Source organism: Streptomyces gamaensis, from assembly GCF_042656465.1.
GTDB classification, from domain to species: domain Bacteria; phylum Actinomycetota; class Actinomycetes; order Streptomycetales; family Streptomycetaceae; genus Streptomyces; species Streptomyces gamaensis.
Map to the genome: position 1 here is coordinate 1 of NZ_JBHSPB010000019.1, position 18,766 is coordinate 18,766.

The window sequence follows — 18,766 nt, forward strand, 5'->3', positions numbered from 1 at the left end:
GCGAACGCGCCCATGATGCGGGCGGTCTGCTCGGCGCTGCGCTGCGGCGGTTCGCCCGCCGGGGTGCCGGCGGGCGGGGTGGGGGTGCGCCCGGCGGGCGGGGGCGTGCCGCGGCCGGGCGGGCCGGCGGGCTGCCGTCGGCGGCGCTTGGGCAGGCCGCCGGCGGTGGAGCCGGTGACGGCCGGGCCGGGCGCCGCGTCGGCGGTGGGGCGGGGGGCGCGGCGGGTGTCGGCGGCGACGTGCAGGTCGCGTCGGGCGGGGTCGCGCAGCGCGTCGGGGGCGGGGGGCGTGAGCGGGGTGGTGGCCGGGCCGTCGAGGTCGGGCTGGGTGAGCAGGTCGCCGGGGAGGAAGACCACGGCCCGTACGCCGCCGTAGGGCGAGCGGGTGTCGACGGCGACGGTGAAGCCGTAGCGGGCGGCGAGCACGCCGATGACGGGGAAGCCGAACTGCGGGGGGTCGCCGAGCCGGGAGACGTCGACGGTGGTCTGCCCGGACAGCAGGGCGGCCGCGCGCTGCACCTCCTGGCCGTCCATGCCCACGCCGGCGTCGTCGATGACGACGCAGGCGCCGTTGTGCACGGGCTGGATGCCGACCTCGACGGTGGTGTTGGGCTGGGAGTGGCGGGCGGCGTTGTCGAGGAGTTCGGCGACGGCGAGGACGACGGGTTCGACGGCGCGGCTGATGACGGCGAGGTCGCAGTGGTGGTGGACGCGCACGCGCCGGTAGTCGCGGATGCGGGAGGTGGCGCCGCGGACGACGTCGGTGAGCGGGGAGGCGCTGCGCTGGCGGCCCGGCCAGGAGCCGCACAGGACGGCGATGGCCTGGGCGCGCCGCCCGAACTGGGAGTTGGCGTGGTCGATCTGCAGCAGGTCGCGCAGCACGTCGGGGTTGTCGTGCCGTTCCTGCATGTCGGAGATGGCCAGTTGCTGTTCGTGGGCGAGGCCCTGGACGGCGCGCATGGACGCCTTGAGGGCGGCCTTGGCGGACTGGTCGGCGCGTGCCTGTGCCTTGTCCACGGACTGGGTGAAGGTGTCCATCACGGACTGCAGGCCCTGGGCGAAGACGGTGCCGGTGAGGCGTTCGTCGAAGAGGCCGGGCAGGGGGACGGGCTGGTGCATGGAGGCGGTGACGGCGGGCAGCCGGACGGTGACCAGGTGCCGCAGTTCGGTGTCGCGTGCCTGCAGGCTCTCCTCCAGCGCCGCGGTTCGCATCCGCAGCGTGGCGGTGATCCGTCGTGCGCGCACGAGCAGCACCAGGGTGACGACCAGCGCGAGGGCCAGGCACCAGCTCACCGCGTCCGGTATGTGATGCGACATCAATTCCTCGTGGACGAAGGGGGCATGGGGTCGGCGGTCACCGTCCGGCAACTGCCGGAGGAGGGCGGGGCGGCGTCCTGACGCCCCGTCCGGAAGCGGAATACGGCGATCATCCTAACCACGCCGTGGGGCGTGTGGCCGATCTCCACCAGGAGTGACGAAACAGACATGCGCCCGCCGTCGCACCCGTGTGGTGCGACGGCGGGCGCCCGGCCGTGGTGCCCGCTGCCCGTGGTGCTGTTCAGCGGGGGCGCAGGGCCTCGTCGACGAGTTCGCCGGCGGCTCCGGTGTAGTCGGCGGGGTCGCACAGCGCGGCGAGTTCGGCGGCGGTGAAGTGGCCGGTCAGTGCCTCTTCCTCGGCGAGGATCGTGTGCAGGGGGCGTCCGGTGCCGGCGGTTTCGGCGGAGACCTTGGTGAGCAGGGCTTTGGCCTCGGCCTTGCCCAGGCGGGGGGCGAGGACGGCGGCGAGCCGTTCGGTGACGGTCAACGCGCCCGTCAGCGCGAGGTTCTCGCGCATCCGCTCGGCGCGGACCTCGATGCCCTCGGCGAGTTCGACGGCGGTGTGGGCGGCGCCGCCGACCAGTCGCAGGCACTCGCGCAGCAGTTGCCACTCCGCGTGCCAGGCTCCGGCCGAGCGCTCGTCCTCGCAGGCCATGCACTGGGTGAGCGCGGCGGCGAGGGCGGGTACCTGCAGGGCGGCGCTGCGCAGCAGGGTGGCGAGCACGGGGTTGCGCTTGTGCGGCATGGCGGAGGAGGAGCCGCGTCCGGCCGGGCCGGGTTCGGCGACCTCGGCGACCTCGGTGCGGGCGAGGGACTGCACGTCGGCGGCGAGCTTGCCGAGGGCCCCGGCGGTGTGGGCGAGGGCCGCGGCGAGGTCGGCGGGCGGGGTGCGCAGCGCGTGCCAGGGCAGGGTGGGCCGGGCCAGTCCGGTCTCCTCGGCGAAGGCGTCGGCGAGGCGGCGTGCGTAGCTGCCGTCGTCGGCGCCCGGGGCCGCGTCCAGGCGCGCGTACTGGAGGTATCCGGCGAGCGTGCCGGCGGCGCCGCCGAGGGAGACGGGCAGTCCGCCGTCGTGGACGGCGCCCAGGCGGGCCTCGGCGTCGAGGACGAGCTGCCGCCAGCCGGCCGCCTTGAGGCCGAAGGTGGTGGGGACGGCGTGCAGGGCGAGGGTGCGGCCGGCCATGAGGGTGTCGCGGTGCCGGGCGGCGAGTTCGGCCAGGGCGTCGGCGGTGCGGGCGAGGTCGGCGCGGATCAGGGCGAGGGTGCGGGAGGCGACGAGCATGGCGCCGGTGTCGAGGATGTCCTGGCTGGTGGAGCCGCGGTGGACGTACTCGGCCGCGGCCGGGCCGCCGGGCCGGGCCGCGACGGCGGCGGTGAACGCCTTGACGAGGCCGACGACGGGGTTGGCGGTCTCCCGGGCGGCCAGGGCCAGGGCGCGTACGTCGAGTGCGTCCGCGCGGGCCGCGTCGGTGATGACGTCGGCGGCCTCCTGGGGCACGGCGCCCAGGCGGGCCTGGGCGCGGGCGAGGGCGGCCTCGGCGTCGAGCATGGCCTGCAGCCAGGCCGTGTCGTCGGTGGCGGCCTCGGCGGGGGTGCCGGCGCGCACGGGCGAGAGCAGTCCGCTGTCGACGGCAGCGGTCGGGTGGGTCACACGATCACCCCGGTGGTGTCGGTGGCGGCGTCCATCGGCCGCAGTGCGGCCGGGACATGGGCGACGGGCGGCAGGCTCAGCACGGCGCGGGCGATGGCGTCGGCGTCGCCGATGGTCACCGAGTCGACGCCGGGCCGGATGCCGGCGGCGGTGACCCAGTGCACGGCCTCGGTGGGGATGCCGTAGGCGAAGCGGCGCGGGTGGGGGTGGCCGCGGCCGTCGATGACGTGGTACGGGCGCTCGGTGACGGCCAGTCCGCCGGTCTCGTAGGGGGTGCCGGTGGTGGCGTCGATGCGGTAGGTGGTGACCTGGTCGGTGTTGAGGAGGTGGCGCAGCAGCGGGGAGGCGGTGCGCCGCAGGTCGGGTTCGGGCAGCCGGGCCTCGACGAGCACCTTGGAGCGCACGGGAGGCCCGGGGACGGTCTCGGAGGTCGCGACGAACGCGGGCTCGGTGGTGTCGATGCGTACGACGGTACCGGGTCCGGTGATCTCCAGGACACCGGCCTCGATGAGGGCGATCATCTCCTCGATGCGGGAGGCGGGCGGGCCGATGGACAGGAAGGCGTTGAGGGGGGTGTACCAGCCCTGCAGGTCGTCGCGGTAGGAGTCGCCGTCGAGGCCGCCGTGGTCGACGGCGAGGCGGATCTCGTTGCGCAGGTCGCGCATGACGTCGAGGGCGGCCTTGACCGGTCCGCTGAGGTTGCCCTCGCGGGCGAGGCGGACGTCCTCGGCGAGGTGGTCGAGCAGCCAGCGGCGGAAGTCGGCGCGGTCGGCGAAGGTCCGCTCGCCGAAGGGCCGTGAGAGCCGCTCCCAGCACCAGTGGTCCTCGGTGGGGATGCCGTAGCGGTCGAGGAGTTCGGTCCGCTCGTCCTCCTTCTCCAGCCTCAGGTACTCGCTCACCAGGGCCTCGCGCTCGGCGCCGCGTCCGCGCTGCTGGAGCAGCGTGCCGTAGTAGACGCTCTCCACTTCACTGGCGATCAGCGGCCACAGGTCGGTGGAGAAGTGCACCGGGCCCCCGCGCCCGGCGCGCTCGCGCAGTCCGGCGATGTACTCGGCGGTCAGGAGCCGGGGCAGGTAACGGCCGTCGACGCCCTTCTCGTTCTCGCCGCGCGCGTGGTAGGGCACGCCGCGCCGGGAGAAGGCGTACAGGCGGGGCTCGTTGCCGGAGGGCCGGTAGCGGAGACGGCCGCCCTCCCGCACGTAGGTGCCGCCGCGGCCGGCGGTGAACAGGGCCATGTAGTCGAAGAAGTTCAGGCCGAGGCCGCGCAGCAGGACCGGGTCGCCGGGCTCGATGGCCGCCAGGTCGATGTCGGCGGGGTTGACGGGGGTGACGTAGTCGAGGTGGTGGATACGGGCCAGGGAGGCGGTGCGGGCCTCGCGGGGCGAGAGGTTGGCGGCGACGTGGCCGAGGGCCATGACGATGGCGTCGAGCTGGTTGAGCCGGGTGCCGTTCTCCAGGCGGACGCCCTGCGGGCCGCCGGTGACGCCCTCGGTGTCGGCCATGGCGACGGCGTCGGAGCGGTGCACCTCGATGGTCACGTGCCGGGGGGCGTTCGCGACGATCCGCAGGAAGCTGTCGTTGAGGTAGTGGCCGTAGAACGCGCGGGTGGGGTAGGTGTCCTGGCCCATGGCGCGGGCCTCGGCGAGGATCGACTCGTCGTGGGCGGCGGCCTCCTCGCCGGTCAGCCCGGCGAGTTCGCGCGCCCACTCGTAGACGCTGGGGCCGGGCTCGATGGGTCCGGCGATGTTCGCGCTGTCGTCGGTGTAGATCGTGATCTGCGAGGCGACCGTGTTCATCAGCAGGTGGCGGGACTGGTCGGTGCGCCAGACGGTGCCGGCGCCGGGGGCCGCGGGGTCCACGACGTGCACGGTCACCTGGGCCGCCGAGGGGGCGCTGCGCTCGTTGGCGCACAGCCGCTCCAGCACGGACAGCCCGCGTGGCCCCACCCCGACGATGCAGACCTCTAGCCGGCTGCTACTCATGCGCGTGTTCCTCCGCTCTGGGAAACTCCGGAATCGGCTGTGCGGGGCGAGGTGACCGGGTGACGGCACGGCTTCCACACGCGTTTCAATCTCGTCGCCCGGTGGCGGCCGGTCAAAGCGCACCGGCCGGGTCCGTCAGGTTCCCCGCCCCCTTGGTACAGGCCAATGCCGAGCTGACACAACGCGGGGGAAAGAAGGGGGAGTCGGCGCCGCACGAGCCGCCGGGCATGCCAGGGTGAGTATCATGCGCGCCGCCTATATCGAAAAGACCGGGCCAGTGGAGAACATCAGATTCGGTGAACTGCCCGATCCCCGGCCGGGCCCGACCGACGTCCTGGTCGATTCCCTGGCCACCACGGTCAATCCCGTGGACATCTTTGTCCGTTCCGGGAGTTATCCGACCCCGTTGCCCTTTCCCTTCGTGATCGGGCGGGATCTCGTGGGCCGGGTCGCGGAGGCCGGTCCGGGGGCGCCGGGTTTCGCTCCCGGGGATCTGGTGTGGTCCAACAGCCTGGGCCACGACGGCCGTCAGGGGGCCGCCGCCGAGCGGGTGGTGGTGCCCGCCGACCGGCTCTACCGGCTGCCGGCCGGGGTGCCGCCGCTGGACGCGGTCGCCGTGCTGCACCCGGGGGCGACGGCCGCGCTGGCGCTCTTCACGCACGGCCGGCTGCGGCCGGGCGAGACGGTGTTCGTGGGCGGCGGCGCGGGGAACGTCGGCAGCGCCCTGGTGGTGCTGGCCCGTTGGGCCGGTGCCCGGGTCGTGGCCTCCGCGCACCGGCGGGACGCCGCCTACGTGCGCTCCCTGGGCGCGGCCGAGGTCCTCGACTACGAGGACCCGCAGCTCGCGAAGCACATCGCGGCCGCCGCCCCCTGCGGGGTGGACGTGCACATCGAGACGCACGGCGGCAACGACGTGCCGACGGCCGTCGAACTCCTCGCCCCGCGTGGCCGGATCGTGCTGCTGGCGGGGGTGGAGGACCTGCCGCTGCTGCCGGTGGGTCCGCTGTTCCGCAAGGACGGCACGGTCACCGGTTTCGTGATCTCCCGGGCGACCGTCGGCGAGCTCGCCGAGGCGGCCGCGACCGTCAACCGGCTGCTGGCGACGGGGCTGCTGCGCCCGCGCAGCAGCGAACTGCTGCCGCTGAGCGCGGCCGCCGAGGCCCACCGGCGCATGGAGAAAGGGGAATTGCACGGAAAGCGGATCGTGCTGACCACGAAATCGCCCCGGTGAAAAGCCGGTCGGGGCCGTCCCGGGGCGACCTGACGTATCGCCCGAGCCCCCGTTGCCGCCGGGGGCGGCCGGTCCGCATGCTCTTTCCATGAGCGCAGTGCCCGGAGAATTCACCGGGGGCCAATGGATTTCCGGGGTGACGGCGGCCGAACCGGGCCGGCGCTTCACCTGGGTGGTCCTCGACAGCGCGGGCCGTCCGCAGGACAGCACGTGGACGGTCGCCGCCTCGCCGGCGAAGATCAAGGACGTCGTCGGAGAACGGCGGCCGCGGTAGGCGGACCGGGACCGCCGCCGGCCGTCCCGGCGACCGCCCCTCACAGACGGCCGCCTTCTCGTACTCCCCCGGCGAGAAGGCGGCTCCGCCGTTCCGCGCCCGCGCACCCCCGGCGCCATCGCGGGATCACGGCGGAAAAGGCAGGAAAGGAGAGGGAGATGACCATCGAGGCGGTCCCCTCCCGCCCGGGTTCCGAGCCGTGGGAGCCGGAGGATCCGCTTTTCTGGGAGCGGGCCGGACGGCACATCGCGCGGCGCAATCTCCTGCTGTCCACCGCGGCGGAACACCTCGCCTTTTCCGTATGGGGCATGTGGTCGGTCCTGGTGCTGTTCCTCTCCCCCGGCACCGGCCTGCCCCTCACCGCGGGCGGGCGTTTCCTGCTGGTGGGCGCGCCGTTGCTCGCGGGCGGGCTGCTGCGGCTGCCGTACGCGCGGGCCACGGCCCGGCTCGGCGCGCGCGACCGTACGGTTCTCGCCACGGCCCTGCTGCTCGTGCCCGCGTCGGCGGCCGTCTACGCGGTGCAGCGGCCGGGCACCCCGCTGTGGGCGCTCGTGCTCGTGGCCGCGACGGCGGGCGTCGGCGGGGCCGACTGCCCGTCCGCCCGCGGCCCGGCGGCGGCGCATCCGCGCCGACTGCGCGGCCGGGCCCGGGCGTTCGCCGTGCGCGGCGCCTTCTCGGGGCTGGCCGGGGTGCAGCTGGCCGGGCTGCTGGTGCTCGTCTGCGCCGGGACCGCGCACCCCGCCGCGGTGGCCGCCGTGTATCTGCCGCTCGCCGCGCTCGTGGCGGTCGTGGCGGCGCTGCGCATGGACGACCTGCCGCCGGTACGGGCCGTACCGGGCGCCCGGCGCGTCGGCACGGCGCGCGCCTGGTGGCCTGCGCTGCTGCGCGCGGCCACCCTCGGCACGTTCCTGGGCTGCGGCGCGGCCTGCGGGCTGGTGCTGCAGAGCCGGTTCGGGACCGGGGCCGTGGCGGCCGCCGCGTGGGCCGTCGCGGGACCGCTGCTGGGCACGGCGGCCCGGCCGGCGGCCGCCCGGTACGCGCGGGCGCGGGGCGCGGCACGGGCGACCGTGCTGGGGCTGCTGGCGCTGGCCGCCGCCTCGGCGGTGCTGCTGATCGCCTCCGCCAAGGGCTGGTTCACCCTGTTCGCGGTGGCGTTCACCGCGCTGGTCGCGGTGGGCGGGGCGGCCGACGGGGCGGCGCGGCCGCTGCTCGTGGCGCTCGCGGCCCGGCAGGCCGAGGAGACGGTACTGGGCGGCGGGGACGCGGCGCGGGCGTTCTCGCGGGCGCGGCGGCTCGCGCGCACGGCGGACGGGGCGGGCACGGCGGCCGGCGCGCTCGGCGGCGCGGCCGTCGTCCTGCTGCTGATGGCCGGCTACGGCACGGCCGCACCAGGGAGTTCGGGCATGGCCGTCTGCTGGGCGCTGCTGGGCTTCTATGCTGCGTGCGTGGGGGTGACCTGGGCGGTCTGGCTGCGGCACGAGCACCTCGGTGCGGCGCCGGCCGGGGAGCTGCCGGGGACGTCCCGTGCCTGAGACCGCCGCCGGCGGGGCCGGCGTCCCCACCCACTGCCCGTACTGCGCCCTGCAGTGCGGCACGCTCCTCTCCCCCGCCGGCGCCTCGGTCGCCGTGGCACCGGACGCCGGATTCCCCGTCAACCGGGGCGGGTTGTGCCAGAAGGGCTGGACCGCCGCCGAGGTACTCACCACGGCGGACCGGCTGCGCGCTCCGCTGCTGCGCGGCGCGGACGGCCGTCTCGCCCCCACCGGCTGGGAGACGGCACTGGATGCCGTCGCCGCGCGGCTCGCGCGGATCCGGGCCGCGCACGGCCCGGACGCGGTCGCCGTCTTCGGCGGGGGCGGCCTGACCAACGAAAAAGCCTATCTGCTGGGCAAGTTCGCCCGGCTCGCCCTCGGGACGAGCCAGATCGACTACAACGGCCGCTTCTGCATGTCGTCGGCGGCCGCCGCCGGCACGGCCGCGTTCGGCGTCGACCGGGGCCTGCCCTTTCCCGTCACCGATCTCGCCGGCGCCGGGGCGATCCTGCTCGCGGGCGCGAACCCGGCGGTGACGATGCCGCCCCTGATGCGGCACCTGGAGGGGGCCGATCTGATCGTGGTCGACCCGCGCCGCACCGCGACGGCCGCGCGCGCCGCCGTGCATCTGCGGCCCGCGCCGGGCACCGATCTCGCCCTGGCGCTGGGCCTGTTGCACCTGGCCGTCACCGAGGGCCGTCTGGACGGGCCGTACGTGCGCGAGCGCACGACGGGCTTCGAGGAGGCCTGGCAGCGGGCGCTGCCCTGGTGGCCGGAGCGCGTCGAGCGCGTCACCGGGGTGGCCGTGGCGGAGCTGCGTACGGCCGTGGAGCTGCTGGCGGCGGCACCGCGCGCGTACGTGCTCACCGGGCGGGGCGCCGAACAGCACAGCAAGGGCTCCGACACCGTGGCCGCGCTCATCAACTTCGCGCTGGCGCTGGGGCTTCCGGGCCGCCCCGGCAGCGGCTTCGGCACGCTGACCGGGCAGGGCAACGGGCAGGGCGGCCGCGAGCACGGGCAGAAGGCCGACCAGCTGCCCGGCTACCGGATGATCACCGATCCGGCGGCCCGCGCGCACGTCGCCGCCGTGTGGGGCGTCGATCCGGGCGACCTGCCGGGTCCCGGGCGCAGCGCGTACGAACTGCTCGACGCGCTCGGCACGCCGGACGGGCCGCGCGCGCTGCTCGTCCTGGGCTCGAACCCGGTCGTCTCGGCCCCGCGCGCCGCCCGCGTCACCGAGCGGCTGCGGGCCCTGGAGCTGCTGGTGGTCTGCGACTTCGTGCCCTCGGAGACCGCGCGGCTGGCGCACGCGGTGCTCCCGGTCACCCAGTGGGCCGAGGAGGAGGGCACCATGACGAACCTGGAGGGGCGGGTGCTGCGGCGGCGCCGCGCGCTGGCCCCGCCGCCGGGAGTGCGCGACGACCTCCAGGTGCTGCACGAGCTCGCCGTACGGCTGGGGCAGCCGGCGGAACGGTTCCCCGCCGATCCGCGCACGGTCTTCGAAGAACTGCGGCGGGCCTCGCGCGGCGGCCGGGCCGACTACTCCGGGATCCGCTACGAACGCCTCGACGCGGGCGAGGAGTTGCACTGGCCCTGCCCCGACGGGGCGCACCCCGGGACCCCTCGGCTGTTCCTGGACCGCTTCGCCCACCCCGACGGGCGGGCCCGCTTCGCCGCCGTCGAGCACCGCCCCTCCGCCGAGACGCCCGGCGGGGCGTATCCGCTGTACGCGACGACGGGCCGGCTCCTCGCCCACTACCAGTCGGGCGCGCAGACCCGGCGCGTCGCGGAACTGGCCGCCGCCGAACCGGAGATGTGCGTCGAGATGCACCCCGGGACCGCCGCCCGGGCCGGGCTCACCGAAGGGGCGCGGGCGCGGGTGACCTCGGCGCGCGGCAGCGTGCACGCGCGGGTGCGGCTGTCGGAGGGGATACGGGCCGACACCGTGTTCCTGCCGTTCCACTTTCCGGGCGACGGGCGGGCGAACCTGCTCACCGGTGACGCCCTCGATCCCCGCAGCCGCATGCCGGAGTTCAAGGTGTGCGCGGTGCGCGTCGAGCCGTGCGACGGGGCGGAGGAGTGACGACGGCGGGGGTGGGCCGGCTCCTCGTGGTGGGGTACGGGCCGGCGGCGCACCGGCTGGTGGACCGGCTGTGCGCGTACGGGCACGACGGCCCCGTCACCGTCCTCGGCGCGGAACCGCACCCCGCCTACCAGCGGCCCCTGCTCACGTCCCTGCTCGACGGCGCGCTCTCCCCCGCCGCCCTGACCCTGCCCCCGCCGCCCGCTCCGGTGACGGTGCGCCTGGGGTGCGCGGTGACCGCGCTCGACCGGCGGCGCCGCGTCGTACGGACCGCGGACGGCGCGGAGTTGCCCTACGACACCCTCGTCCTGGCCACCGGCGCCCGCCCGGCGCTCCCCTCCCTCCCCGGACTCCCGGAGGGCGCGGGCGCCCTGCGCACCCTCGACGACTGCGCGCGCCTGCCCGACGGCCCCGCCGCCGTGGTCGGCGCCGGGGTCCTCGGCGTGGAGACGGCGTTCGCGCTGCGGCGCGCGGGACGCGACGTCGACCTGGTGCACCGGGGCCCCTGGCCGATGCGGCACCTGCTGGGCGAGCGGCCCGGACTGCTGCTCGCCCGGCTGCTGCGGGACGCGGGGGTCCGGCTGCGGCCGGGGACCGAGGCGGAACGTTTCCACCCGGGCTCCGGGAAACTCGCCCTGCGCGACGGCCAGTTGGTGCGCGCGGACGCGGTCCTGCTGTGCACGGGTGTCACGGCCGCGACAGGGCCGGCCCGGCGCGCGGGGCTGGCGGTGGGCAGCCGGGGCTTCCTCGTCGACGACGCGCTGCGCACGAGCGACCCGAGGATCCACGCGATCGGCGACTGCGCCCAGCACCCCGCCGGCGCGCCGGGCCACCTGACGACGGCCTGGGACCAGGCCGAGGCCCTGGCACGGCTGTTGGCGACGGGGCGGGGGGCGTACCGGGGGACGCGCGAGGTGGTACGGCCGAGGATCCCGGGGGTGGATCTGGTGGCACTCCCGGCGAGCGGAGCCGGTTCCGGGGCGGACACGACGGCTGCCCGGCAGCGGCTGACGCGCCGTGACCGGGGGGCCGGCACGGCGCCGGGGCCGCAGGCGCCGGCTGCCTCACCGGACGAGTCCGGACCGGGGCCGGACGCGCTCCCGGTCGTTCACGAGCCGCGCCGCGAGCGGGGCACCTGCGCAACGCCCCTGCCTCACATGCCGCTTCCCTCGCCGGTCGAGGCGGACGAGCTGCTGTCCGTCCATGACGCGGGCCGTGGCCGATCCGCCGAACTCGTCCTGCGCGACGGCGCATTGGCCGCCGCGACCGTCGTCGGGTTCCCGCACGCCGTCGCCGCTCTCACGCAGCTGCGCGACAGCGGCGACCCGCTCCCGGCGGATGCCCTGTCCCTGTTGCTGGGCACCGGTCCCGCGCCCGGCGGGCTCGCCGACGACGCGGTGGTGTGCCAGTGCAACAACGTGACGAGGGCAGCGCTGTTGGCGGCATGGCGCGCGGGCGCCCGCAGTCTGCCGGAGCTCGTGGCGGCGACCCGGGCGACGACGGGGTGCGGGACGTGTGCCGCGCTGGTGGAGACGGTGCACGCGGAGGCGGCGGCACAGGGGGAACGGTCCGGCGGCAACGGGACCGTGGCGCACAGCCTTTCACCGGCTGCCGGGCACGGTCCCGTTGCCGCCGGACCGGGGCGGAGGCATCCCGTCGGGCCCGGCCGCGTCGGCGCGTCCCGTACCCTCCTCGTCGTCGGGCACGGCATGGCCGGGCACCGGCTCGTGACCGACCTGCGGGCCCGTGATCTCGCGGGCGACTGGCACGTGGTGGTGCTCGCCGAGGAGGGGCGGCCCGCCTATGACCGGCTCGCGCTGTCGGCGTACGCCGCCGGCCGGACGGACCGTCAGCTCACGCTCACCGGCCACCACTTCCTCACCGACCCCCGTATCGACCTGCGGCTCGCGACGGCCGCCGCCTCCGTGGACCGCGCGGCGCGCCGGGTGGTGACCGCCTGCGGGGCGCGGCTGTGCTACGACGCGCTCGTGTTCGCGACCGGTTCGCGGCCGTTCGTACCGCCGGTGCCGGGGCACGGGCTGCCCGGCACGTTCGTCTGGCGCACGGTCGACGACGCGGACGCGATCCGTGCGAACGCCGTACCGGGCGGGCCCGCCGTCGTGATCGGGGGCGGGCTGCTGGGGCTGGAGGCGGCCGACGCGCTGCGGCGGCTGGGGATGCGGGTCGAGGTGCTGGAGGCCGCGCCGTGGCCGATGGCGGCGCAGCTCGACGAGGACGGCGGGGCGGTGCTGGCCCGGCGCGTGCGCGCGCTGGGCATCGGGGTGCGCTGCGGCGTGACGGTGGCGGAGGTCGTGGCGGGCCCGGACGGCCGGGTGGCCGCGGTGCGGACGGCGGACGGCGGGGCCGTCCCCGCCGGGCTGGTGGTGTACGCGGCCGGGGTGCGGCCCCGCGACGAACTCGCCGCGTCCGCCGGGCTGGAGACCGGCGGACGCGGCGGCTTCCTGGTGGACGACCGCTGCCGTACGGCGGATCCGCGGATCTGGGCGGTCGGCGAGTGCGCGGCGGTGGAGGGGCGCTGCTACGGGCTGGTGGCGCCCGGCTACCGGATGGCGGAGGCGGTGGTCGACCAGCTGCTGGGGGTCGCGGACACGGCGTTCACCGGCGCGGACACCTCGGCCGTGCTGCGGCTGCCGGGCGCGGAGGCCGCGAGCTTCGGGGAGGCGTCCGCGACGGCTCCGGGCGCGATCGAGTGCGTACGGGCGGACCGGCGCGCGGACTCCTACGCGCGGCTCGTGCTCGGAGCGGACGGAGGGACGCTGCTGGGCGGTGTACTGGCCGGTGACGCGGGCGCGTATCCGCTGCTGCGCCCGCTGGTGGGGCGGCCGTTGCCGGCCGCCGCGCGCCGGGCGTGGCGCGCGGCGGCGCGGGATCAGGAGCCCGTGACGAAGCCGAAGGAGTAGTAGGGGTTGTCGGCGTCCGCCCACGAACTCGCCGGTTCCACATACGCCTTGGCCCCGCCCTGGCAGTCGCGGTCCTTGTACAGGTACACGCGCCGGCCGGCCTGGTTGGAGCCGGAGACCGCGCCCTGGACCATCGGGTAGCAGGAGTTGGTGTCGGGGCTGTTCTGCGTGTAGGAGTGGCCGTCGCGGTCGGCCCACTGGACGTAGCAGGCCGCCTCGGCTCTGCAGGCCGGTGCCCTGGTACCGCCGTGCGCGGCGGCGGGCACCGCCGTCGCGAGCGCGACGGCGAGGACGGCGCAGGCTCCGGACTTCCGGTACGACATGACTGATCTGCCTCTCCATGGGGGTTGTTGGCCACTCATGGGTACTGTTCCGGAATTCTGCGCAATCGTCCTGGCTGCCGCTCCGGGCCGCCGTCACTCACACAGGGGGCGCGCGGTTCACGGCCCCGGCTCCACCGCTGTCGGCGTACGCGCCTTACGGGAGGCGGGAGTTGAGCACGTGGCCGAGCTCGGAATCCAGGCGGCCGAGGTCGCCCTGGTGACCGTGGGCGGCGATGTGGCCGTCGGGGCGGACGAGGTAGTAGCCGGCGCTGCGGCAGCCCGTGACGGGGGCGGCGTCCGCGCGGCACAGCCGTACCACGCGCAGGGCCTGCCGGCGGGCGGCGATCCGGCCGGCGTCGGCGAGCCAGCGTTCGCGGCCGGCCTCCGGGGCGAGGAGGGCCAGCACCCAGGAGTCCGGGTCGGCTTGGGGCCCGGCGATGCCGTAGGAGAGGGCGAGGGGGCGCGGCAGGACCGCGCCGGGCGGCAGTCCGCCGGGCAGCCGGCCCCGCAGCCGGCAGCCGGCCGGGCCGGACGGCGACTGGGTGGCGCGCACCGGCGCGTGGGCGAGCCGCCGTCCGGCCATCACGGGCGCGTACCAGCGGGTGACCGCGCCGGTGCGCTCCAGGAGCCGGAAGGCGGCGTCCCGGACAGCCACCCGGGCGGGGTGGCCGGCCATCCAGGCGCGGGTCTGCAGATCGGTGTCGCGGACGATGCGCGCGGTGGCCTCGGCGCGCTCGCGCCCGTAGCCGTCCAGGAGGCCGGCCGGGGAGGTGCCGTGCAGGACGGCGGCGAGTTTCCAGGCGAGGTTGTGGGCGTCCTGGAGGCCGTTGTTCATGCCCTGGCCGCCGGCCGGGCTGTGCACGTGGGCGGCGTCGCCGAGGAGGAGGATCCGGCCGCGGCGCAGGGTGGTGGCGCGCCGGGCGTGCACCTTGAAGACGGTCTGCCACTGCGGTTCGGTGATGCGGACGCCGCGCGGGCCGCGGGTCTCCAGCAGCCGCTGCATGCCCGTCACGTCGATGCCCCGGCCGTCGCCGGGGGCGACGCACAGGACGCGGAAGACGCCGTCCGGCAGCGGCACGACGATCAGTGTGCCGTCGGGGGCCTGGTAGTAGCGGATCTCGTCGGGCGGCAGCGGCCCTTCGACGCGGGTGTCGAGCAGCGCGAACGCCATGGGGTAGGTGGCTCCTTCGAAGCGGGAGCCGATCAGGTGCCGCACCGTGCTGCCCGCTCCGTCGGCGCCCAGCAGCCAGGGGGTGCGGACGGTCTCCACGACGCCGTCGCCGTGGTCGAGCCGGGCGGTCACCGCGCCGCTCTCCTCGCGCGCCGCGAACAGCCGCACGCCGCGCTCGATCTTGCCGCCGAACGCGTGCAGCCGCCCGGTCAGCAGGCGTTCGGTGACGTACTGCGGGAGGTTGCGGGCCGCGCAGTCGGCGGGGAAGGCGAAGCGCGCGACGGGCCGGCCGGCGGAGAAGTAGCTGTAGCCGTTGACGGGGACGGAGGCCGCGCGCAGTTCGTCGCCGACGCCGAGGTCGGTGAGGATGTCCACGGCGCGCGGCCACAGGGACAGCGCGCGGGGCTCGGCGGCGGGAGCGTCCGACTGGTCGACGACGCGGACGCGCACGCCGCGCCGCAGCAGTTCGCAGGCGGCCAGCAGCCCGGTGGGGCCGGCGCCGACCACGAGGACCTCGGGACCGTCGGGGTCCGTCGCCCTCATGAGACCTCCTGCGCGGCGCGCTCGCGCAGCATCGCCACGAGTGCGTGCCGGCGGACCTTCATGGTGGCCGTGCGCGGCAGTTGGTCCAGGGTCAGCTGCACGGGTTCGGCGAGAGCGGGCTGGTCGGCGACGGCGCGCGCCCAGCGCGCGCGGTCCAGGGGGGCGTCGTCGCGCACGCACACCACGGGGACGGGCTCCTGGCGCGGGCCGGGCACGAGGACGACCTCGGTGAGCTCGGCCAGCCGTCCCATGACCGCGTCCTCGACCTCCAGGGTGGACTCGACGGCGGGGATGACGTCGGCCTCGCGGTCCAGCAGGTGCAGACAGCCGAAGCGGGTGCGGTAGCCGACGTCGCCGGTGCGCCACCAGGCTCCGTCCGTCTGCTCGGCGTAGCGCCCGGGTTCGGCGAAGTAGGTCAGGGCCCGGCCCCGCGAGCGCACCTCGATACGGCCGGGGCGGGCGCGGGTCGCGGGCCGGCCGTCGTCGGTGACCAGGCGCACCCGGGTGGAGCCGGGCAGCGGGAAGCCCAGGCAGCGGCCGTCGGCCGTGAGCACGGTGCCCCGCGTGTACAGGCGGCAGGTCAGCGGGCCGCACTCGCTCTGCCCGTAGAACTGGGCGAAGACCGGGCGCCGGCGGCGGGAGGCGGCGAGCAGGGTGCGCATGGTGGGCGGGTGGAGAGCGTCGAAGGTGGAGCTGAAGCAGGTGACGCCCGCGAGCGGGCCGCGCGGGTCGCGGGCCAGTTCCGCCCAGGCGACATAGGAGTTGGGGTGGGTCTCCACGACGCCCGGCCGCGTCCTGGCGAAGACCTCGGCGACGTGCGCGGGATCGGGGTCGTCGAGGACGACGACCGGCATCCCCTTGGGCAGGGCCACGGCGAGCGCGAGGTACATCCGCGAGTGGACGTACGACAGATGGGCGGCGTAGGTCTCACGGCCGCGGATCAGGGCGGCCAGCCGGCGCTGCGGGACGAGCCGCCCGTACAGGCTCGCCGCGGTGTGGACGACGAGCTTGGGCAGGCCCGTGGTACCGGAGGTGTGGGTGAGCAGCGCGGGCCGTGAGGAGTGGGCCAGGACCGGGGGACGGCGGGGGGCGCCGGCCAGTTCGGGCAGGCCGAGGGTGCCGGGGGGCGCGGTGCCGGGGACGGGGCCGGCGGTGACGACCCGGCCGACGAGGTCGCCGGTGAGCGTCCCGGCGAGCGGGCCCGCCAGGGTGGCGGCGTCGGTGAGCAGGTGCGGGCGCGGCAGCCGGGCCAGCAGGGCGGTGACCGTGTCCGGGTCGAGCTGCGGGGAGAGCAGGACGGGCACGGCGCCGATGCGGCAGGCGGCGCAGGCGAGGACGTAGATGTCGAAGCCGGCGGTCTTGTGGACGGCGAGGTGTTCCCCGGCCAGGACGCCGGCCGCCCGCAGCCGGGCCGCCATGTCCTCGACGTGCTCGGCGAGTTGCGCGTAGGTCAGCTCGCGGCCGGCGCCGGGGAGGGCGGCCATGTCGTGGTCGAGGGTGATGGTGGTCCCGGCGTGCCGGGCCGCCGCCTGCTCGGGGACGAGGCCGAGGTGGAGGCCGGGCGGGGGGAGGGGGGTGCGGGGCATGGGCCACTCCTGGGGCGCTGGCCGGTGGGGCCGCCGGTACGGGCGCGCCGTGGGCCCGTACGCGCGGGGTCAGTCGTGGAAGGAGGCGACGCGCTGCTGGAGCAGCAGTGACTCCTCGGCGGTGAGCGTGATCCCGAAGGTGCCGCGCAGCACGTGGACGACCTCGTCGGGGGCGAGGTCGGTGCGCAGGACGCGGCCGTCGGCGTAACGGGCCTTGAGGACGCGGTCGGTGAGGGTGTGCCGGACGTGCTCGTCGCCGCGCTGGGCCACGAGCCGGCCGGTGAAGAACGAGTCCGGGTGGTGGGCGGTGTAGTAGTGCGCGACCTCGAAGTCGGCGGGTTCCTGCCGCTCCAGGCGCAGGGCGTACACGTCGAACCAGCCGTCGGGGCGCGCCGAGCGCAGGACCCATTCGGCGGCGCCGCCGTCGAGGCCGGCGCGCGCGGGGGCGGCCTCCTCGCGGTCCAGGCGCCAGGTCCAGTCGCCGACGGTCAGCCGCGCCCCGGGGGTGAACGGCAGGGGTTCCAGGGGGCCTTCGTCGCCGAAGCCCACGTCGCACAGCCAGGTGCGGCCGTCGGCCTCGACGAGCAGCACCACGTGCGAGCGGTAGCGGGTGCCGGGGCCGCCGCGCCGGACGCGGGCGAGGTGGCGGGTGACGGGGAAGCCGAGCTGTTCGAGGACGGCGGCGAAGAACAGGTTCTGCTCGAAGCAGTAGCCGCCGCGCCCCGCGTGCACGAGCTTGCGCTCCAACGAGGCGATGTCCAGGGGGATGTCGCGGCCCAGGGCGATGTCCGCGTTCTCGAAGCAGACGGCGGCGGTGTGGGCGCGCTGCAGACCGCGCAGGGTCGCGGCGGTGGGCCGCCGGCCGCCGCCGTAGCGGATCCTCGCGCAATAGGCGTCCGGGTCGACGGCGTGTCCGTCGCCGCCCTGAACGAGGTCCGCCGCTGCTTCCCTCTCCCCGGGCACTCCGAGTTCCCTGGTCCCTCTGGGGTCGAGAAGCGTCGTCCGTGCCATGTCCCTCACCTCGTGCGCGTATTGCCCGGGAAATTCGACAACTCACCACAGCAGCACCCTCAATGGTGGGCGCGGGCCCGGCCACCGCTTCCGCCGCGGGCTTCAGTCCGTCAGGTGCGGAACGAGTGCGTCAGGTCAATTTCATGGGCCAACCGGTGACTTGACACAGGATTCCGGACGGTCCGGACGGCCCTTGCGGGCGGCCGTACGCTCTGGTGACCGGACTGCCGAAAAACGTGGGGACAGGACGTATGCGCGAGACACCGGATCCGATACCGGAACAGCAGAGCGTTCGTTTCGCCGTTCTCGGCTCCCTGGAATGCCGTTCGGACGCCGGACGCATCCGGCTGGGCGGCCGGCTGCAGGAGCGCGTCCTGGTCGCCCTCCTGCTGGAGCCCGGCCGGGTCGTGTCCGTCGGACGCCTCGTCGAAGCGGCCTGGGAGCAGCGCCCGCCGGCCACCGCGGTCCACCAGATCCGCAAGAGCGTCGCGGAGCTGCGCCGCCGGCTGCCCGGCGGGCCGCGGCTGCTGCGCACCGAGGCGCCCGGCTACCGGGCCGTGGTCGGCGAGGACCGGCTCGACCTGCTGCGGTTCCGCGCGCGTCTGCGCGACGCGCGCGAGGAGTCGGCGGCGGGCCGGCCCGAGCGGGCGGCCGAGCAGCTGCGCGCGGCCCTCGCGCTGTGGCGCGGCGACCCGCTGTCCTGCGCCGGCAGCCGGCTGCTGGAGGCCGCCGCCGCGGGACTGCAGGAGCGCCGGCTCCAGGCGACCGAGCAGCTGTGCGCGCTGCGGCTGGAGCTCGGCGACACCGACGGCCTCGTGGGGGATCTGCGCGAGCTCGTCGCCGCGCACCCTCTGCGCGAGACGCTGCGCGGCCAGCTCATGCGCGCCCTGTACCTGACGGGCCGGCCGGCCGAGGCCCTGGCGGAATTCGCGAGCGTGCGCGCGTACTTGGCGGAGGAACTCGGGGTCGGGCCCAGCCAGGAACTCGTCAGGATTCACACGGACATTCTGTGCCGTCGGCCCGTGCCCGCCGGCTGAGGCACGCGTACCGAGCGGCTGCCGGAAATCTCCGGGACCCCGTGGGAACGCCCCGGGATTCCGGGCGCTGCGGTCTGTCGCTTTCCGGCCGCCCGCGCGACGGAATGT

General features: G+C 76.0%; 13 protein-coding genes. 6 read left to right on the top strand and 7 right to left on the bottom strand.

From position 1 onward, the window contains the following. From ACFP1Z_RS25880 to ACFP1Z_RS25890, 3 genes are all read right to left on the bottom strand, one after another. Window positions 1–1,316 (bottom strand): ATP-binding protein (locus ACFP1Z_RS25880; RefSeq protein ID WP_390319906.1); only part of this gene is annotated, 1,316 nt, incomplete at its 3' end. Window positions 1,317–1,557: 241 nt separating this feature from the next. After that, complete coding sequence (locus ACFP1Z_RS25885; protein ID WP_390319907.1) at window positions 1,558–2,964, bottom strand: nitrosuccinate lyase; 1,407 nt, start codon at window positions 2,962–2,964, stop codon at window positions 1,558–1,560. Next, window positions 2,961–4,946: an FAD/NAD(P)-binding protein gene (locus ACFP1Z_RS25890; RefSeq protein ID WP_390319908.1), complete on the bottom strand. Its 1,986-nt coding sequence runs from the start codon at window positions 4,944–4,946 to the stop codon at window positions 2,961–2,963. Before ACFP1Z_RS25890 ends, ACFP1Z_RS25885 begins: the two co-directional genes overlap by 4 nt. 244 nt (window positions 4,947–5,190) lie before the next feature. Here ACFP1Z_RS25890 and ACFP1Z_RS25895 point away from each other — a divergent pair, with 244 nt between their 5' ends. The 5 genes from ACFP1Z_RS25895 (at window position 5,191) to ACFP1Z_RS25915 (ending at window position 12,987) form a co-directional block, all read left to right on the top strand. Next, window positions 5,191–6,177, top strand: coding sequence for an NADPH:quinone reductase (locus ACFP1Z_RS25895; protein WP_390319910.1), 987 nt, complete (start codon window positions 5,191–5,193; stop codon window positions 6,175–6,177). An 88-nt stretch (window positions 6,178–6,265) separates the two neighbouring features. Beyond that, window positions 6,266–6,451 carry a hypothetical protein gene (locus ACFP1Z_RS25900; protein ID WP_390319911.1) on the top strand — a complete coding sequence of 62 codons (186 nt, stop codon included), beginning with the start codon at window positions 6,266–6,268 and terminating at the stop codon, window positions 6,449–6,451. Window positions 6,452–6,609: 158 nt separating this feature from the next. Continuing rightward, window positions 6,610–7,983 (top strand): MFS transporter, encoded by a 1,374-nt coding sequence (locus tag ACFP1Z_RS25905; RefSeq protein WP_390319912.1) that lies wholly within the window; start codon window positions 6,610–6,612, stop codon window positions 7,981–7,983. After that, window positions 7,976–10,066, top strand: coding sequence for a molybdopterin oxidoreductase family protein (locus ACFP1Z_RS25910; RefSeq protein ID WP_390319914.1), 2,091 nt, complete (start codon window positions 7,976–7,978; stop codon window positions 10,064–10,066). Before ACFP1Z_RS25905 ends, ACFP1Z_RS25910 begins: the two co-directional genes overlap by 8 nt. After that, on the top strand, window positions 10,063–12,987 hold the full coding sequence (locus ACFP1Z_RS25915; RefSeq protein ID WP_390319915.1) for an FAD-dependent oxidoreductase: 2,925 nt from the start codon (window positions 10,063–10,065) through the stop codon (window positions 12,985–12,987). The genes ACFP1Z_RS25910 and ACFP1Z_RS25915 overlap by 4 nt, the downstream gene beginning before the upstream one ends. On the opposite strand, the gene ACFP1Z_RS25920 is transcribed toward ACFP1Z_RS25915, so the two are convergent. The 4 genes from ACFP1Z_RS25920 to ACFP1Z_RS25935 all read right to left on the bottom strand — a co-directional run bounded on the left by ACFP1Z_RS25920 (window position 12,957) and on the right by ACFP1Z_RS25935 (window position 17,621). Then, on the bottom strand, window positions 12,957–13,310 hold the full coding sequence (locus ACFP1Z_RS25920) for a hypothetical protein (RefSeq protein ID WP_390319917.1): 354 nt from the start codon (window positions 13,308–13,310) through the stop codon (window positions 12,957–12,959). The genes ACFP1Z_RS25915 and ACFP1Z_RS25920 overlap by 31 nt on opposite strands. Before the next feature lie 154 nt (window positions 13,311–13,464). After that, window positions 13,465–15,024: an FAD-dependent oxidoreductase gene (locus ACFP1Z_RS25925; RefSeq protein ID WP_390319919.1), complete on the bottom strand. Its 1,560-nt coding sequence runs from the start codon at window positions 15,022–15,024 to the stop codon at window positions 13,465–13,467. Further along, window positions 15,021–16,610, bottom strand: coding sequence for a class I adenylate-forming enzyme family protein (locus ACFP1Z_RS25930; RefSeq protein WP_390319921.1), 1,590 nt, complete (start codon window positions 16,608–16,610; stop codon window positions 15,021–15,023). The genes ACFP1Z_RS25925 and ACFP1Z_RS25930 overlap by 4 nt, the downstream gene beginning before the upstream one ends. Before the next feature lie 69 nt (window positions 16,611–16,679). After that, a complete protein-coding gene (locus tag ACFP1Z_RS25935; protein WP_390319923.1) occupies window positions 16,680–17,621 on the bottom strand; it encodes an arylamine N-acetyltransferase family protein in 942 nt (313 codons plus the stop codon). A 251-nt stretch (window positions 17,622–17,872) separates the two neighbouring features. On the opposite strand from ACFP1Z_RS25935, the gene ACFP1Z_RS25940 reads away from it, so the two are divergent. Then, a complete protein-coding gene (locus ACFP1Z_RS25940) occupies window positions 17,873–18,658 on the top strand; it encodes an AfsR/SARP family transcriptional regulator (RefSeq protein ID WP_390319924.1) in 786 nt (261 codons plus the stop codon). Window positions 18,659–18,766 lie beyond the last annotated feature (108 nt).

Bases quoted from the DNA above. Each gene is read 5' to 3' on its own strand.
- ACFP1Z_RS25940 (WP_390319924.1), top strand. From the start codon at position 17,873: ATGCGCGAGACACCGGATCCGATACCGGAACAGCAGAGCGTTCGTTTC.
- ACFP1Z_RS25905 (WP_390319912.1), top strand. From the start codon at position 6,610: ATGACCATCGAGGCGGTCCCCTCCCGCCCGGGTTCCGAGCCGTGGGAG.
- ACFP1Z_RS25930 (WP_390319921.1), bottom strand. From the start codon at position 16,610: ATGCCCCGCACCCCCCTCCCCCCGCCCGGCCTCCACCTCGGCCTCGTC.
- ACFP1Z_RS25895 (WP_390319910.1), top strand. From the start codon at position 5,191: ATGCGCGCCGCCTATATCGAAAAGACCGGGCCAGTGGAGAACATCAGA.
- ACFP1Z_RS25900 (WP_390319911.1), top strand. From the start codon at position 6,266: ATGAGCGCAGTGCCCGGAGAATTCACCGGGGGCCAATGGATTTCCGGG.
- ACFP1Z_RS25920 (WP_390319917.1), bottom strand. From the start codon at position 13,310: ATGTCGTACCGGAAGTCCGGAGCCTGCGCCGTCCTCGCCGTCGCGCTC.
- ACFP1Z_RS25925 (WP_390319919.1), bottom strand. From the start codon at position 15,024: ATGAGGGCGACGGACCCCGACGGTCCCGAGGTCCTCGTGGTCGGCGCC.
- ACFP1Z_RS25935 (WP_390319923.1), bottom strand. From the start codon at position 17,621: ATGGCACGGACGACGCTTCTCGACCCCAGAGGGACCAGGGAACTCGGA.
- ACFP1Z_RS25890 (WP_390319908.1), bottom strand. From the start codon at position 4,946: ATGAGTAGCAGCCGGCTAGAGGTCTGCATCGTCGGGGTGGGGCCACGC.